Here is a 15,245-nt window from a genome sequence, read left to right as displayed (position 1 = left end):
GCACCCCCAGAATAGGAGCTGGCGCAAGACGGCTGCCCCGCGCGGGAAACATCGCCGGCAGCCAGACTTGCTCAACAACGGGGATCCAATGGAACGCACTTCAACGAATTCGTATCCGGGCACCGCGAAGGTTCGCGGTCTGTCCGCAAGCTGTTTCGTCCGCTGAGGAGGAACCATGGCCACTGTCACTGTCATCAGCCCCGACCAACTGGAAGGCAACGGCGAGATCACCAGACCCGGCGTCTTCCGTTCATGGGGCGACTATGAACGGCATTACCTTGCCGAAGGCGACTCGTGGTTCTCGCTCAGCGACATCCTGTCGCCCAGCTTCCTGTACCGGCTCGGCAATCCCGTCCCGCTCAAGCAGGACACGCTGATCGTCAACTGCGCCTATCCCGGCGACACGCTGGCGCGGATGGTGGACTGGAGCACGGACGCCAACTTCTCCGACCTGCTGGCACGCAAGAACTTCGGCTGGAAATGGGATGGCATCCTGCTGAGCGCGGGCGGCAACGACATCATCGAAGCCGCACTTGCGCCCGACGGCATCCTAAAGTCGTGCCCCTCACCCTCCGGCTTTTCCGACTTCATCGACGAGACCGCCCTCGATGCGCTGGAAACCCACCTCCGATACTGCTTCCAGCGGCTCGTCCGCCTGCGCGACAACTCGGAGATAAGCGCGAACCGGGCCATCCCCATCCACTATCACAGCTACGGCTACCCCACGCCGCGCAACGCCCCGGCCTCGGTCTCCGGCCCGTGGCTCCACGAAGCGTTCACCCGGAAGGCCATCCCGGTCGCCTATTGGAACGATCTCTCGGACGCGCTGATGGGCAAGCTGTCCGGGATATTGCACCGCTTCGACGACCTCGGCGCGAACCTCCATCTGGCGGACACGCTGGCGGACGTCCCGCTGGTGCGCGCCGATGCGGACAGCACGGGCAGCAGCGGAGACTGGCTGAACGAGATCCACCTCAACGATGCCGGCAAGGACAAGATCGCCGCGTACTGGGCGGACTTCCTGTAAACGGATATGAGCAGATTCACTTCCATCCTGCTGGTCTCGCCGCTCTCCGACGGGCGCACCTGGCTCATCCGCAGCGAGTTCGGTTACGACGTCGGCACGGAAGGCAGCGGCGACACCATCAATGTCCCGGTCAATTTCCGCACCGACTTTGCCAGCACGCCGCGCTTCCTCTGGGTCATCTTTCCGCCATGGGGGAAATACGGCAACGCTGCGGTCATTCACGATTTCCTGTACTGGACCCGTGCCCGCCCCAGATCCGAATGCGACCGGATATTCCTCGAAGCGATGCAGGTACTCGAAGTGGGGACATTGACACGGCATGCGATGTATCGGGCCGTGCGCCTGTTCGGCTGGTTCGTTTGGTGGAACAACCCGAGGCGCAAACGGAAAGGCTACGACAAGATCGGCCAGCCCGTACCGGACAAGGCGGTAGCGCTGGTGCGGATGAAATGAATCCTGTCCGGGACGCTTGAATAATTACCATGGAGCTGCGATGAGCACGGAAGATCGTTTATCCAAAATCGAAGCAAGACTGTCGGCAATCGAGCGCCACCTCCGGCAGTCGGCGGCAACCGCACCTTCCGCGCCGGAAAAGCTTCAGGCAACGGTCGAAACGATTCCCGCCACGGCAATCGACACACCAGTCCGCCCCGCAACGTCCGCAAAGGTTCTGCAACCCCGGCAACCCAGTCAGGAAATCAGGCAGCCAACCTCCACTCCGGTGACCACCATCCTTGGCTGGGCCGGCGCGACGGCACTGGTGCTGGCTTCGGTCTATCTGGTAATCCTGGCCATCGATGCGGGATGGCTCACGCCCGTGCGCCAGGTGATGCTGTCCGTGCTCGGCGGCTTCGTGTGCATCGGCATCGGCCTGCTGCTGCGCGACAAGGACATGCACTACGCGAGCCTGCTGCCTGCCGCCGGCATCGTGGTACTGTTCCTGTCCCTGTACGGCGCACACAATTACTACCACCTGATCGACACGGTGTTCGCGACAAGCGGGATCATCGCGGTCTGCCTGATCTCGCTGTGGCTGAACCGCATGTTCCTCAGCGATCTGTATGCGCTGTTCGCTGTAGTCGGCTCCTATACCGCGCCGATGCTGCTCGGCGGCAGCAGTTATTCCATCACCGACCTGATCGTCTACTTCGCGTGCTGGAGCACGGTGTTCTCGATCTTCTCGATCTGGGTGCAACAGCGTAGCGTCTATATCCTCGCGATGTATCTGGCCCTGGTCATCTTCGATATCCAGTGGAGCGCCCACGTGCAGGATGCATGGCTGGAAGCGCTGGTGTTCCAGACGGTACATTTCGCGATCTTCGTCGCCGCCGCCTCGGTCTACAGCGCGCGCATCCGGGAAATGTCTGAGGAAATGGCGCTGGCGCACATTCCCGCGCTAGCGCTGTTCTACTTCGTGCAATACCACATCCTGGACAAGCACATACCGGCACTGGCACCCTGGATCGCGGTGGCGAGTGCAGCCATCCTGCTGGCGAGCTATTTTGCCGTGTATCGCATACTGAACAGGGACCTTGCCGGCGGGCGAACCCTGATCAGCGCCTATGTCGCGCTGGTGCTGGTTCACGCGGGCTACATCGAATCGGTACCGGACATATGGGCGCCGTGGGTCGGCCTCGCGGTCATTCCGCTGGCCGGCCTCTACGCCGCCCTGCGCGGCAACCTGAAAGCACCCGGCATGCCGCTGTGGTTCGCTGTGGCGATGATCTTCATCGCGAACTACTTCCGTATATTCACGGGGTACTCGATGTTCCTCGACAGCAGCAACGTACCCGCGCATGACCTGCTCGCCCTGTGCTATGCCATCGAGCTTTACCTCGGCTATTACTTCCTGCGCAAGTCCGGCGCAATGAACGACATGGGTACATTCGCCCTGTATGCCGGCCACATCGCGATCATGGCCTGGGCGATCCAGATATTCGACAGCCGCTTCGTCGTATCGCTGTTCTGGGGCGCGGTGGCGCTGGGCTGCCTGATGCTGTCGCTGAAGGTGCGCGACAAGACCCTAGGCCAATCCTCGCTACTGATCTTCGCTGCATCCGTGTTCAAGGCCCTGCTGTACGACATCGCGCTGGCCGCACCGCTGATCCGAATCGCCAGCCTGGTCGTGCTCGGTGCCAGCCTGTATCTGGGCGGGTGGCTGTACAAGAAAGTCTCCCGGCTGGAAGACGACTGACCGTGGTACCGTCAAACGGAGCTTGCCGGAGGATGGACTACCGTGACGCCACGGCCCAAATGAAACTGTTTGTTTAACTTGAAATCGGAAGAGACCATGAAAATCGTCCTGACATCCCTGCTCGCCGTATTCTTTTTCTGCAGCTCCGCACTTGCCGGCACCGGCGACCCGCTCGATCTTCAGACCCGCTACGACCGGTACTACGCGGGCTATCTCATCAACCGGGATGGCACAGCGGTGGAATCGCACGAATGGTCAATGTCCGTGCTGAAGGAAAGCGCGGTCGAATGGTCCAAGCGAGCTTCCGTGGGCTACAGCACCAGCGCCCAGAAAGCCGAGGTTATCGCCGCATATACTTTGAAAGCGGATGGGCGCCGGCTTGACGTACCCAGGAACAACTACCAGATCGAGGTCAACAAAGGCAAGGACAAGGACTCTCCCGTCTATTCCGACTGGACGACACTGACTGTCGTATTCCCGGATGTCGCGGTCGGCGACCAGGTCGTGCTTTCCTACAAGCTCATCCAGACCGAGCCGATGTTCCCCAACCACTATTCGACCGTGCATCACTTCTACGATCAGACGGCCTACGGCGATGTGCGCGTGCGATTCGACTATCCCGCCTCGATGTGGGCGCAATATGAGGCACGCGGCATGCAGGAAGCCGTCAACGAAACCAGGGGTGACCGCAGGATCATCGAGTGGCGCTATGCCAATCCGCAACCCGTCAAGACCGAACGCCGTGATTTCTCGGTATTCGACGCAGATAAAGTCACCGGGCTGGCCTTCTCCACTTTCAGAACCTATGCAGATATTGCAACCGCCTACGGCGAACGTGCCCTACCCAAGGCTGCCGTCACCGACCGCATCAGAAAACTGGCTGATGAAATCGTCAACGGCAAGACCGCTCCGAAAGAACAGGCGCGTGCGCTTTACGAATGGGTGTCCACCAACATCACCTATGCAGGCAACTGCATCGGCATCGGCGCAGTCGTACCGCGCGACCTGGATTTTATCCTCGACAACAAGATGGGGGACTGCAAGGACCACGCCACCCTGCTTCAGGCCCTGTTCGCCGCACGCGATATCAAAAGCACCCAGGCACTGGTAAACGCAGGCTCATCCTATCGTCTGGCCAAAGTCCCGGTCGTTTCTACCGTGAACCACGTCATCAACTATCTGCCCGCATTCGACCTGTACGTCGATTCCACATCGGACAACACGCCGTTCGGCATGCTGCCATTCACTGATCAGGACAAACCCGTGCTGCTGGTCGAAGGCTATCAGGAGGGCAGCAAGACGCCCGTCTCTCCCTTGGGAACCAACAAACAGCACATAAAGAGCAAAATCTCGATAGCAGAGGACGGTTCGGTCAGCGGCAGCATGGAAATCGTCCTGAACGGGATGAGTGCCGTTCAAGCGCGGTCATGGGCACGCAACATCACCAAAGACGCAGAGGATGACATGATTGAAAACATGTACCGTCGCCAAGGCATGATCGGCAGCGGAAAATTGGTCAAGGACGACCCGAAAGAACTTGTAGACAACTACCACTATAAAGTCGATTTCAATGCCGAAAAATTCATCAGGTTGCCCGGGGCAGGCGCGTTCTACATCTACCCGCCGCTCGGCCTCGCCGCACCCATTCATGCCTTCCTGCAGTCCGGGATGGAGCCCGAGAAAGAAGCCGATGTCACCTGCTCACACATCCACGCTGTTGAGGAATACGTCATCGAACTGCCGGGCAAGGTCAGGATACTGTCAATCCCGGACGACCTGAAAGTCGCCAACCAGTCCGTTGCCTACACCGCAACCTACAAACTCAAGGGCAACGTCCTTGCCGTAAAGCGCACACTGGACGACCGGACCGAAGGCAACGTCTGCTCCCCGCAGGTTTTCGTGGAGTACAGGAAAGTCGCAGAGAAGGCGATAGATAACCTGAAAGAACAGGTGCTGTACAAATAGCGACCCATCCGTACGGGGTCGGAATGATGATATGGGTAGTTGCGTGACCAATATGAATTTGGTCCCGTTACATATCCCATTCAGCCAAGGGCGATAAAGCGCGAAGAAAAAAGACTCTTCCGTTTCCAGCAGTTATAATCCCTCCAAATACGAGAAATATCAGGAGCAACATCATGGGACTGGGTCACTGGATCATGGATCACTTCTGGCTTGTCGCGATGGCCAGCCTGCTGGCAATGTTTGGCGTACACATGGCGATCACCAGACTGCTCAGGGCTGCGCGTAGCCAGCCAGAATGACCAACGACGAGCAAAGGGTTCGGTTCGAGCGTCGATTCACCTTGCTTGCCGAAATGGCAGCAAGCCACTCCATTCAGCAACCTGCACTGCGCCAATCCCTTCCCGATCACGCGGATCCCCTGTCATTTCAATGTGACGAGCGCATCATCGCTCGATAAACCTGTCCGCTTATCTGCCTGACGATGCAGATTGATTGTTTTCTGTTAGGTGTTGCGGATGTCAGCGGATATAATTCCGCCCGTTTGAATAAGCCTGTTGGAGATCTCCGCGTTTCCGACAGGTCATCGTGACTTCGGACAAAGCCCGCTGATTCCATAAAAAAGGTGCTCCGATAGCACATCAGTTATGGCTCAAGCCGGAATCTGGATTACAAAATTAGACTGGATATCCTGCTTCGCCGGCACGGCGCGGCAAGGGGTTGTCGAGTCACTTAGGAGAGAAAGTTTATGAGCAACCTGGACATCGCCCCCGATTTTGTGAAGCATGCAAGGCTCAAGGCATGGGTCTCCGAAATCGCCGCCCTGACCGAGCCGGACCGGATCGTCTGGTGCGACGGCTCGCAGGAAGAATATGACCGACTGTGCGCCGAGATGGTGGAAGCCGGCACGTTCATCAGGCTCAATCCGGAAAAGCGCCCCAATTCCTATCTGGCATGGTCCGACCCTTCCGATGTGGCGCGCGTGGAAGACCGCACGTTCATCTGTTCGCCGCACCAGGAAGATGCCGGGCCGACCAATAACTGGGAAGACCCGGATACGATGCGCGCCAGACTGCATGGCCTGTTCAAGGGCTCGATGCGCGGCCGTACCCTGTACGTGATCCCGTTCAGCATGGGGCCGCTGGGTTCGTCCATCGCGCACATCGGCGTCGAGATCTCCGATTCGCCCTATGTGGTGGTCAATATGCGCATCATGACGCGCATGGGCAACGCGGTACTGGATGTGCTGGGCGACGATGGCGAGTTCGTACCCTGCCTGCACAGTGTCGGTGCACCGCTGGAACCGGGACAGCAGGACAGCAAATGGCCGTGCAATCCCGCCACCAAATACATCGTGCATTTCCCGGCGACGCGGGAGATCTGGTCTTACGGTTCGGGCTATGGCGGCAACGCCCTGCTCGGCAAGAAATGCTTTGCGCTGCGCATCGCTTCCAGCATGGCACGGGACGAGGGCTGGCTGGCCGAACACATGCTGATCCTGGGCATCGAGTCGCCCGCCGGCGAGAAGAGCTATGTCGCTGCTGCGTTCCCGTCCGCCTGCGGCAAGACCAATCTGGCCATGCTGGTCCCGCCGCAGACCATGTCCGGCTGGAAGGTGACCACGGTGGGAGACGACATCGCGTGGATCAAACCCGGCGCGGATGGCCGCATGTATGCGATCAACCCCGAGGCCGGTTTCTTCGGCGTCGCGCCCGGCACCTCGGCCAAGACCAACCTGAATGCGCTGGAATCCCTCAAGGAGAACTGCATCTTCACCAACGTCGCGCTGACCGACGACGGCGATGTGTGGTGGGAAGGCCTGAGCGATGAACCGCCTGCGCACCTGATCGACTGGCAAGGCAAGGACTGGACGCCGGCGGACGGCAAGAACGGCCGCAAGGCTGCGCATGCCAATTCGCGTTTCACCGCGCCGGCCCGCCAGTGCCCTTCCATCGACAGCGAATGGGAGAATCCCAAGGGCGTGCCGATCTCGGCGTTCATCTTCGGCGGACGACGCGCCACGACCATGCCGCTGGTATTCGAGGCGCTGAACTGGAATTTCGGCGTCTATATCGCATCCACGCTGGGCTCGGAAACGACCGCCGCAGCCTTTGGCAAACAGGGTGTGGTACGGCGCGACCCGTTCGCCATGCTGCCCTTCTGCGGCTACCACATCGGCGACTATTTCAACCACTGGCTGCAGATCGGCCATGTGGTGGAACAGGCGCCGCGCATCTTCTGCGTGAACTGGTTCCGTCTCGACGAGCAGGGCGAATTCCTGTGGCCCGGTTTCAGCGACAACATGCGCGTGCTGAAATGGATCGTCGATCGCGTGACCGATCGCGTCACCGCACGCAAGACCCCGCTGGGCTGGATGCCGCATTTCCAGGACATCGACTGGTCGGGCACGGATATCACGCAGAAGGAATTCGACAAACTGAACCATGTGGATACCCAGGCATGGAAGATGGAACTGGATTCGCACAAGGAATGGTTCGAGAAGATCGGCGAAAAACTGCCCGACAATCTGTCGCACAACCATGAACTGGTCAAACTGTCGCTGATCGATTGATCAGCGCAGTTCCAGGGGGGATATCGTCGGGTGACCCGGCGGTATCTCCGGATATGGTTTACCCAGTCCTGTTTGTGGTAGCCTTCGCATATCCGACGTATCGAGCGTGAATAGTCGCCGTTGCTTATATTGACCATCAAAGGGAGAAAATAAATGACGCCACCCGAAAACGAACAGCCAGACAACAAGCCTGCTGACGATGATCACGAAAAGACGGTCCAGCTCAAGCGTTGCCCCAAGCATGGCCTGCCCTATCTGCCGAGCGAAGGTTGCCCCGAGTGCAACAAGGAAAAAAACGCATAACGCAAGTCAGCTGCAACCTACCAGACCACAACGACAAAAAGGCGACCGAACGGTCGCCTTTTTCATTCCGGATCCCCGCCTTCTCGGGATAACCAGCGACTTGTCCGCTTGCGGGCTTAGTCGAATGGCTAGTAGTTATATCAATGACATTTACCCCACCCACTTCCGCGCGTTCTGGAACATGCGCAGCCAGGCGCCGTTCTCGTTCCATTCCTTCGGGTACCAGGAGTTCTGCACGGCGCGGAACACCCGCTCGGGATGCGGCATCATGATGCTGAAGCGCCCGTCCGGCGTGGTCAGCCCGGTGATGCCCTGCGGCGAGCCGTTGGGATTGAGCGGGTAGGTCTCGGTCGGCTGACCGTAGTTGTCCACGTAGCGTAGCGTCACCAGTCTCTGCGCCGCCTTCAGCTGCTGCGCATCGCTAAAATCGGCACAGCCTTCGCCATGCGCGACGACGATGGGCATGCGACTGCCGGCCATCCCGTCGAACAGGATCGAGGGCGATTTCTGCACCTCGACCATCACGAAGCGCGCTTCGAACTGCTCGGACTGGTTGCGCCCGAAGTGCGCCCAGTTCTCCGCACCGGGAATGATCTCGTGCAGGTTGCTCATCATCTGGCAACCGTTGCACACACCCAGCGCGAAGGTGTCGTTGCGCTGGAAGAAAGCCTCGAACTCGTCGCGCGCGCGCGGATTGAACAGGATGGATTTCGCCCAGCCCTCGCCCGCGCCCAGCACGTCGCCGTAGGAAAATCCGCCGCAGGCCACGAAACCCTTGAAATCAGCCAACCTGACGCGACCGCTGATGATGTCGCTCATGTGCACGTCCACCGCGTTGAACCCGGCGCGGTCGAACGCGGCAGCCATCTCGACATGACCGTTGACGCCCTGTTCGCGCAGAATGGCCATGCGCGGACGCGGGATGACGACCCTGCCCTCGACGAACTCGTGGCGCACCGGCGGGGGCGGCGCATCGGGATCATAGGTCAGCTTCACATGCAGCCCGGGATCGGCGGCATCGAGGATGAGGTCGAATTCCTGCTGCGCACAGGCGGGATTGTCGCGCAGCTTCTGCATCTGGCACGTGGTCTCCGACCAGATGCGTTGCAGTGCCACACCGCTCACGCTGCACAGCGTTTCGTCGCCGCGCTGGATGTTGACCATGCCGGTGTCGTTCGGCACGCCCACCCTGTACACGTTCTTCAGCCCGGCATCGCGTGCCAGTTGCTGGATATGCGCCACATCGCGATTGCGTACCTGCACCAACGCCCCCAGTTCCTCGTTGAACAGGACGCGCAACGTATCGCCATGCGATTCGTCGAGGCAGATGTCGATGCCGATGTGCGATGCGAACGCCATCTCGCACAGCGCGACGAACATGCCGCCGTCGGAACGGTCGTGATAGGCGAGCAGCGCGCCGTCCGCATTCAGGCGCTGCACCAGCTCGAAGAACGCCTTGAGCAACGCGGCATCATCCACGTCCGGCGCGACATCGCCGACCTGCTTGAAGACCTGCGCCAGCGCCGAGCCGCCCATGCGGTTCCTGCCCTGCCCGAGGTCGATCAGCAGCAGTGCGGTATCGAGGTCGGCCACCATTTGCGGCGTCAGCGTGCGCCGCGCGTCCGCACATGGCGCAAAGGCGGAAACGATCAACGATAGCGGCGCGGTCACAGCCTTGTCTTCGCCGCCCTCTTTCCAGGTCGTCTTCATGCTCATCGAATCCTTGCCGACCGGGATGCCGATGCCGAGCTGCGGACACAGTTCCATGCCCACCGCGTGCACGGTATCGAACAGCGCGGCATCCTCGCCGTGGTGTCCCGCCGCCGCCATCCAGTTGGCGGACAGCTTGATATCGCCGATCCTGGCGATGCGTGCTGCAGCGATATTGGTGATCGCCTCGCCTACCGCCATGCGCCCGGAAGCCGGCGCATTCACCAGCGCCAGCGGGGTGCGCTCGCCGATCGCGAACGCTTCGCCGCGATGGGTGTTGAAGCCCATCAGCGTCACCGCGACATCCGCCACCGGCACCTGCCACGGGCCGACCATCTGGTCGCGCGCGGTCATGCCGCCGACAGTGCGGTCGCCGATACTGATCAGGAAGGTCTTGTTCGCCACCGACGGCAGGCGCAACACCCGCCCGATCGCGTCGCCCAATTCGAAGCGGCCGATATCGCAGGCATTCAGCCGGGGCGTTTCGCGCGTCGCGTTGCGCGTCATCTTCGGCGGTTTGCCGAGCAGCACCGACAGCGGCATGTCCACCGGGGCATTGCCGAATTCCGTGTCGTGCACGGTGATGCGGTCTTCGTCCATCGCGGTGCCGACCACTTCGAACGGACAACGTTCGCGCTCGCAGAAGGCGCGGAACTGTTCGAGGCGTTCCGGCGCGATGGCCAGCACGTAGCGTTCCTGGGATTCGTTGCACCAGATCTGTTTCGGCGACATGCCGGTCTCGTCCAGCGGGATCTTGCGCAACTCGAAGTCCGCGCCCTTGCCGCCGCCGTGCACCAGTTCCGGCAGCGCGTTGGACATGCCGCCCGCGCCGACATCGTGTATCGACAGGATCGGATTGTCGTCACCAAGCTGCCAGCAGCGGTCGATGACTTCCTGCGCGCGGCGCTGCATCTCTGGGTTGCCGCGCTGCACCGAATCAAAATCGAGATTCTCGGCATTGCTGCCGGTATCCATGCTGGATGCCGCGCCGCCGCCGAGGCCGATCAGCATGCCGGGGCCGCCCAGATGGATCAGCAGTGCACCGACCGGAAGTTCGTGCTTGTGGGTGTGCCCGGCATTGATGCTGCCAAGGCCGCCGGCCAGCATGATGGGCTTGTGGTAGCCGCGCATCTCGCCGCTGACGCTCTCCTCGAAGGTGCGGAAATAACCGGCCAGATTGGGGCGGCCGAATTCGTTGTTGAACGCCGCCGCACCGATCGGGCCGTCCAGCATGATCTGCAATGCGGAGACGATACGCGACGGTTTTCCATAAGTCGCACCCTCTCCCCCAGCCCCTCTCCCGCCAGCGGGCGAGGGGAACGTTCCCTCTCCCGCTGGCGGGAGAGGGTTAAGGAGAGGGCTGTATTGTTCCCACGGCTGTCTAAACCCCGGAATATTCAGGTTGGACACCGAGAAGCCGGTGAGGCCGGCCTTGGGCTTGGAACCGGTACCGGTCGCACCTTCGTCGCGTATCTCGCCGCCGCTGCCGGTCGCCGCGCCCGCGAACGGCGCGATCGCGGTCGGGTGGTTGTGCGTCTCGACCTTCATCAGCGTGTGGGTCAGTTCCTCGCTGAACGCATAGCCGCCATCTGCACGCGGATAGAAACGCTCGATGCGCGCGCCCTCGATCACCGAGGAATTGTCGGAATAGGCCACCACCGTGCCCTGCGGGCTCACCTTGTGGGTGTTGCGGATCATGCCGAACAGCGACATGTCCTGTGCCTCGCCGTCGATCACCCAGTCGGCATTGAATATCTTGTGGCGGCAATGCTCGGAATTGGCCTGCGCGAACATCATCAGCTCGACGTCGGTCGGATTGCGCTCCAGTTTGCGGAAATTCTCGACCAGGTATTCGATCTCATCGGCGGACAGAGCCAACCCCATCTCGCGGTTGGCTTTATTAAGCGCCTTGCCGCCCCCTTTCAGCACGTTCACCGTCTGCATCGGTTGCGGCTTGCCGTGCCGGAAGATTTTTTCCGCGGCACCGTCGATACTGTCCAGCACGGTCTCGGTCATGCGGTCGTGCAGCAACGGCAAAACTGCGGCCAGTTCCGCCTTTCCCAGCGGCTTGCCGTTGGCAGCGCGCAGGTAATACACCACGCCGCGTTCGATGCGTTCGATTCCGGTCAGACCACAATGCCGCGCGATGTCGGTCGCCTTGGTCGACCATGGCGAGATCGTGCCGAGGCGCGGCACCACCAGCAGGCGCTGGCATACCCCGGCGTCTGATGGTTCGCCGGACTTCCTGTCCAGGCCCAGCACCCTGCCCAGCAACCGTGCCTGCGCATTGCTCAACCCCGGCGAGAAGGAGGCCGCAAGAAGCCCGTTGCGCAACGACTTTCCGTGCAAGGCGCTGAAATAGAAATGGCGCGTGGCAACGACATCAATGCCCGGGACGGCGGCATTCAGCGCGGCGCGCAGCTTGTCGAGGCGGAAGGTGGATAACGCGGAATGACCGACAGAGACATGAAACATGGCAGGGATCGTGAAAATTTATTCGGGCCGCGATTATACTATGCGCCCCACCCATTGACCCGGCCAGATAATGAGCAAAAACATCCCCACCCTGACCCGCAAACAGGTTGCCGCCCGGTTGCCGAAACGCCCGCGCGACAGCCACAAAGGCATGTTCGGCACTGTCACGGTGATCGGCGGCGCATCCGGCATGGTCGGCGCGGCGCTGCTGGCCGGACGGGCGGCGCTGAAGCTGGGTGCGGGCTGCGTGCATGTCGGCCTGCTGGCGGACAATGCTCCGGCCGTCGATCCGCTGCAACCGGAACTGATGTTGCATCGGGCCAACGATGCAATGCGCGCACTCCCTCTCCCCAACCCTCTCCCGCAAGCGGGAGAGGGGGCAACCGTGAGAAGCATTTCCAATTCTGTACTGGCCATCGGCTGCGGGCTGGGAGGCAGCCTGGCCGCGCAGAAACTCCTCCACGACGCGCTGCGCAGCGATGCCGCGCTGGTGCTGGATGCCGATGCGCTGAACCTGCTGGCGTTGCGTCCCGACCTGCGCAGCCTGCTGTCAGCGCGCAAGGCTGCTTACGTACTCACCCCTCATCCCGGCGAAGCCGCGCGCTTGCTGGGCGCCGAAACCGGCACGGTACAGGCCGACCGCATCGCGGCAGTACAACGACTGGCACAGGAATATGGCGGCAGCATCGTGCTGAAGGGCGCGTACAGCCTGTGCGCAACCCGCGACGGCAGACTGTTCGTCAACCGCACCGGGAATCCCGGCATGAGCGCCGCCGGAATGGGCGATGTGCTGACCGGCATGATCGCAGCCTTCATCGCACAGGGACTGGATGCCGATGACGCGCTGCTGCTGGCGGTATACCTGCACGGTGCGGCGGGCGACGAACTGGCGAAACAGCAGGCCACGACTGGCATGAGTGCGACTGAAGTCACCGAATGGGCGCGCTGGTTATTGAACCAGTGGCAGATACGCTAGCATGCTGCAAGGGTGACAACCGGCCCTGCGGGGCCGGACACGGGGAAGCCTGAAAAAAATCGCTTGTCCCCCCGGCCAAATGTGTTTAACAATTCGCCACACTGGAAATACTGACGACATCGTATTATTCATCGAGCCTCATCTGGACAGGAGATTCGTATGCGCAAACGTGCCGAGTTGCTGATGGAGATCATCCAGAATCCACGCCCGGATGAATTTGTCATTCGTGCGCTGGAAGAACATGCTCCGGGCATCGAACTGCCCCGGGTCATCCTTTCCAGGACAGTGTTCCTCGAGGTTCTGCGCCAGTTCGAGGGCGGCATGCTGGATGCATCGGAACTGAAAGCCTGGGCAAGCCGGTTGTACGACCACCCGGATATCGGGTTCGAATTCGGGAATGAAGGCGCATTGGAAGAAGCGACATATATGCTGGCTTATAGCGAAATACACGGTATGGCGGACGATGAATTGTGCCGGCACATAGAAACCATGCTGGAAAGGCGCGAATCCGACAGGTTTTGACCCCGGCCCGCCATCCGGCATCGGCCACTCCGGCAATCCCGATTATCCACGCATGAGTTATCCCATCGACATCTCCGAAGAAGCCGGAGTGCGCTATCTGCACTTCGGGTCCACCTGGATACAGGGCGCGATGCGCATCGCGCGGCCGTGGAACCTGGAGCTGGAATATACCCGTGAAATGATGGCCAGCCTGCTGCTGCGGGAGGGTGGCGGCAAAGCCGCCGGGCACCCACCGGCGTACTCCTCGCGGGTGCTGCGGGAGGATGCGCGCTGGCCGCGCAAGGTGCTGCTGATCGGCCTGGGCGCGGCTTCGCTGACCAAGTTCCTGTACCGCCATCGTCCGCTCGCGCATCTCACCATCGTCGAGATCGAGCCGGCCGTGGTCGCCGCCGCACAGCAGTATTTCAAGCTGCCGGAAGACGACAAGCGCATCCATATCGTCATCGGCGACGGCGCGGAATATGTGCTGGGCACGAACAAGAAATTCGACCTGATCCTGGTGGACGGATTCAACGATCACGCGCACCCCGGAGAACTGAACACCCTGCCGTTCTATCAGGCATGCCGCACCCGGTTGAGCAACGAGGGCATCATGGCCGTCAACCTGATCGGCATCAGCCGCGGTGCGATGGGCGGCTTCAGGTATATCACCCAGGCCTTCGAAGACCGCGCGCTGATGTTCCCTTCCTGCGAAAGCGGCAATACCATCGCCTTCGCCGCCGGGGGTGAGCCGGTCGACATCACTTTCGATGAATTGAAGGAGAATGCGCTGGCCCTGAAGCAGCAGGCCGGGCTGAACCTGTTACCCACACTGGCGCGCCTGGCACAGGCCAGAACCTGTTTGAACGATACGCTGACCCTGTGATCGGTCAGGCGGATGTTCCGGCGATACGCCGCCAGACCAGCCTCACCCCGCGCCACAGTCTGGGCAGCACCCAGACCAGCACGGCGACGAACAGCACGATGAACACCAGGAACCACGCCGGGTGCGCCAGCGCCAGCCACAGTCCCATCACCAGCAGACCTTCTTCGCCGAACGAGGCGACCCAGTTGCTGAATGGCTCCGGCGAAGTATTGATCAGAGCGCGGCTGCCCGATTTGGCGAAATGTGTGCCGCCTGCCAGCGTGCCACCAAGCAACGCGAATGCTGCGGCAACGAGCGGATCGCTGCTGTCTATCGCGCCCATCGCCAGCAATGCCCCCGCCGGAATGCGGATGAAGGTATGGACGCTATCCCATGCGCTATCCACCACCGGGAACTTGTCGGCGAAGAACTCCACCACGAACAGCGCGCCGGACAGGCCGATGACATAAGGGTTGGACAGAACCTCAAGAGCTGCCGGAAGCCCGATATAACCGAGCCTTTCCAGCAGCCCGACGATGCACACCGTCGCATACAGCCGGATACCGCTCGCCCAGCCGAGTCCTGTCGCCAGCGCGATACTGGAAACCGCGTCCATCTCCCTGCCTCCTGTTGATACCACTTGCCGAGACGCGATTATCG

11 protein-coding genes are annotated in these 15,245 nt (G+C 61.1%); 9 read left to right on the top strand and 2 right to left on the bottom strand.

Annotated features, from left to right (window positions below; all coding sequences use genetic code 11):
- Positions 1 to 175: 175 nt before the first annotated feature.
- From IPM27_00855 to IPM27_00830, 6 genes are all read left to right on the top strand, one after another.
- Positions 176 to 1,027, top strand: a complete 852-nt coding sequence (locus tag IPM27_00855; GenBank protein ID MBK9160117.1) for a hypothetical protein — start codon at positions 176 to 178, stop codon at positions 1,025 to 1,027.
- A gap of 6 nt (positions 1,028 to 1,033) precedes the next feature.
- The gene (locus IPM27_00850) at positions 1,034 to 1,480 is read left to right on the top strand and encodes a DUF1353 domain-containing protein (protein ID MBK9160116.1); all 447 of its coding nucleotides are present in this window, start codon (positions 1,034 to 1,036) and stop codon (positions 1,478 to 1,480) included.
- A 40-nt stretch (positions 1,481 to 1,520) separates the two neighbouring features.
- Positions 1,521 to 3,221: a DUF2339 domain-containing protein gene (locus IPM27_00845; GenBank protein MBK9160115.1), complete on the top strand. Its 1,701-nt coding sequence runs from the start codon at positions 1,521 to 1,523 to the stop codon at positions 3,219 to 3,221.
- Between the two features lie 96 nt (positions 3,222 to 3,317).
- On the top strand, positions 3,318 to 5,186 hold the full coding sequence (locus IPM27_00840; protein ID MBK9160114.1) for a DUF3857 and transglutaminase domain-containing protein: 1,869 nt from the start codon (positions 3,318 to 3,320) through the stop codon (positions 5,184 to 5,186).
- A 745-nt stretch (positions 5,187 to 5,931) separates the two neighbouring features.
- The gene (locus IPM27_00835; GenBank protein MBK9160113.1) at positions 5,932 to 7,755 is read left to right on the top strand and encodes a phosphoenolpyruvate carboxykinase (GTP); all 1,824 of its coding nucleotides are present in this window, start codon (positions 5,932 to 5,934) and stop codon (positions 7,753 to 7,755) included.
- A gap of 153 nt (positions 7,756 to 7,908) precedes the next feature.
- Entirely contained in the window at positions 7,909 to 8,058 is a 150-nt protein-coding gene (locus IPM27_00830) for a hypothetical protein (GenBank protein MBK9160112.1), read from the top strand.
- A gap of 150 nt (positions 8,059 to 8,208) precedes the next feature.
- Here the strand turns inward: IPM27_00830 and purL are convergent, their stop codons facing one another.
- On the bottom strand, positions 8,209 to 12,243 hold the full coding sequence (purL, locus tag IPM27_00825) for a phosphoribosylformylglycinamidine synthase (protein ID MBK9160111.1): 4,035 nt from the start codon (positions 12,241 to 12,243) through the stop codon (positions 8,209 to 8,211).
- A gap of 70 nt (positions 12,244 to 12,313) precedes the next feature.
- Here purL and IPM27_00820 point away from each other — a divergent pair, with 70 nt between their 5' ends.
- The 3 genes from IPM27_00820 (at position 12,314) to IPM27_00810 (ending at position 14,606) form a co-directional block, all read left to right on the top strand.
- The gene (locus IPM27_00820; GenBank protein ID MBK9160110.1) at positions 12,314 to 13,219 is read left to right on the top strand and encodes an NAD(P)H-hydrate dehydratase; all 906 of its coding nucleotides are present in this window, start codon (positions 12,314 to 12,316) and stop codon (positions 13,217 to 13,219) included.
- A 159-nt stretch (positions 13,220 to 13,378) separates the two neighbouring features.
- A complete protein-coding gene (locus tag IPM27_00815; GenBank protein ID MBK9160109.1) occupies positions 13,379 to 13,741 on the top strand; it encodes a hypothetical protein in 363 nt (120 codons plus the stop codon).
- 52 nt (positions 13,742 to 13,793) lie between these two features.
- A complete protein-coding gene (locus tag IPM27_00810) occupies positions 13,794 to 14,606 on the top strand; it encodes a fused MFS/spermidine synthase (protein ID MBK9160108.1) in 813 nt (270 codons plus the stop codon).
- Between the two features lie 4 nt (positions 14,607 to 14,610).
- Here IPM27_00810 and IPM27_00805 read toward each other — a convergent pair whose 3' ends face one another.
- A complete protein-coding gene (locus IPM27_00805) occupies positions 14,611 to 15,201 on the bottom strand; it encodes a DUF4126 domain-containing protein (GenBank protein ID MBK9160107.1) in 591 nt (196 codons plus the stop codon).
- Between the last annotated feature and the right edge of the window lie 44 nt (positions 15,202 to 15,245).

It is taken from the genome of Nitrosomonadales bacterium, from assembly GCA_016716325.1.
Taxonomy (GTDB): Bacteria; Pseudomonadota; Gammaproteobacteria; order Burkholderiales; family Gallionellaceae; genus Gallionella.
Note: the sequence above shows the minus strand (reverse complement) of the source record. Positions and strands in the feature narration are given on the sequence as shown.

Coding starts and splice junctions, on each gene's coding strand:
- IPM27_00815 (MBK9160109.1), top strand. CDS start 13,379: ATGCGCAAACGTGCCGAGTTGCTGATGGAGATCATCCAGAATCCACGC.
- IPM27_00820 (MBK9160110.1), top strand. CDS start 12,314: ATGAGCAAAAACATCCCCACCCTGACCCGCAAACAGGTTGCCGCCCGG.
- IPM27_00805 (MBK9160107.1), bottom strand. CDS start 15,201: ATGGACGCGGTTTCCAGTATCGCGCTGGCGACAGGACTCGGCTGGGCG.
- IPM27_00840 (MBK9160114.1), top strand. CDS start 3,318: ATGAAAATCGTCCTGACATCCCTGCTCGCCGTATTCTTTTTCTGCAGC.
- IPM27_00835 (MBK9160113.1), top strand. CDS start 5,932: ATGAGCAACCTGGACATCGCCCCCGATTTTGTGAAGCATGCAAGGCTC.
- IPM27_00845 (MBK9160115.1), top strand. CDS start 1,521: ATGAGCACGGAAGATCGTTTATCCAAAATCGAAGCAAGACTGTCGGCA.
- IPM27_00855 (MBK9160117.1), top strand. CDS start 176: ATGGCCACTGTCACTGTCATCAGCCCCGACCAACTGGAAGGCAACGGC.
- purL (MBK9160111.1), bottom strand. CDS start 12,243: ATGTTTCATGTCTCTGTCGGTCATTCCGCGTTATCCACCTTCCGCCTC.
- IPM27_00850 (MBK9160116.1), top strand. CDS start 1,034: ATGAGCAGATTCACTTCCATCCTGCTGGTCTCGCCGCTCTCCGACGGG.
- IPM27_00810 (MBK9160108.1), top strand. CDS start 13,794: ATGAGTTATCCCATCGACATCTCCGAAGAAGCCGGAGTGCGCTATCTG.
- IPM27_00830 (MBK9160112.1), top strand. CDS start 7,909: ATGACGCCACCCGAAAACGAACAGCCAGACAACAAGCCTGCTGACGAT.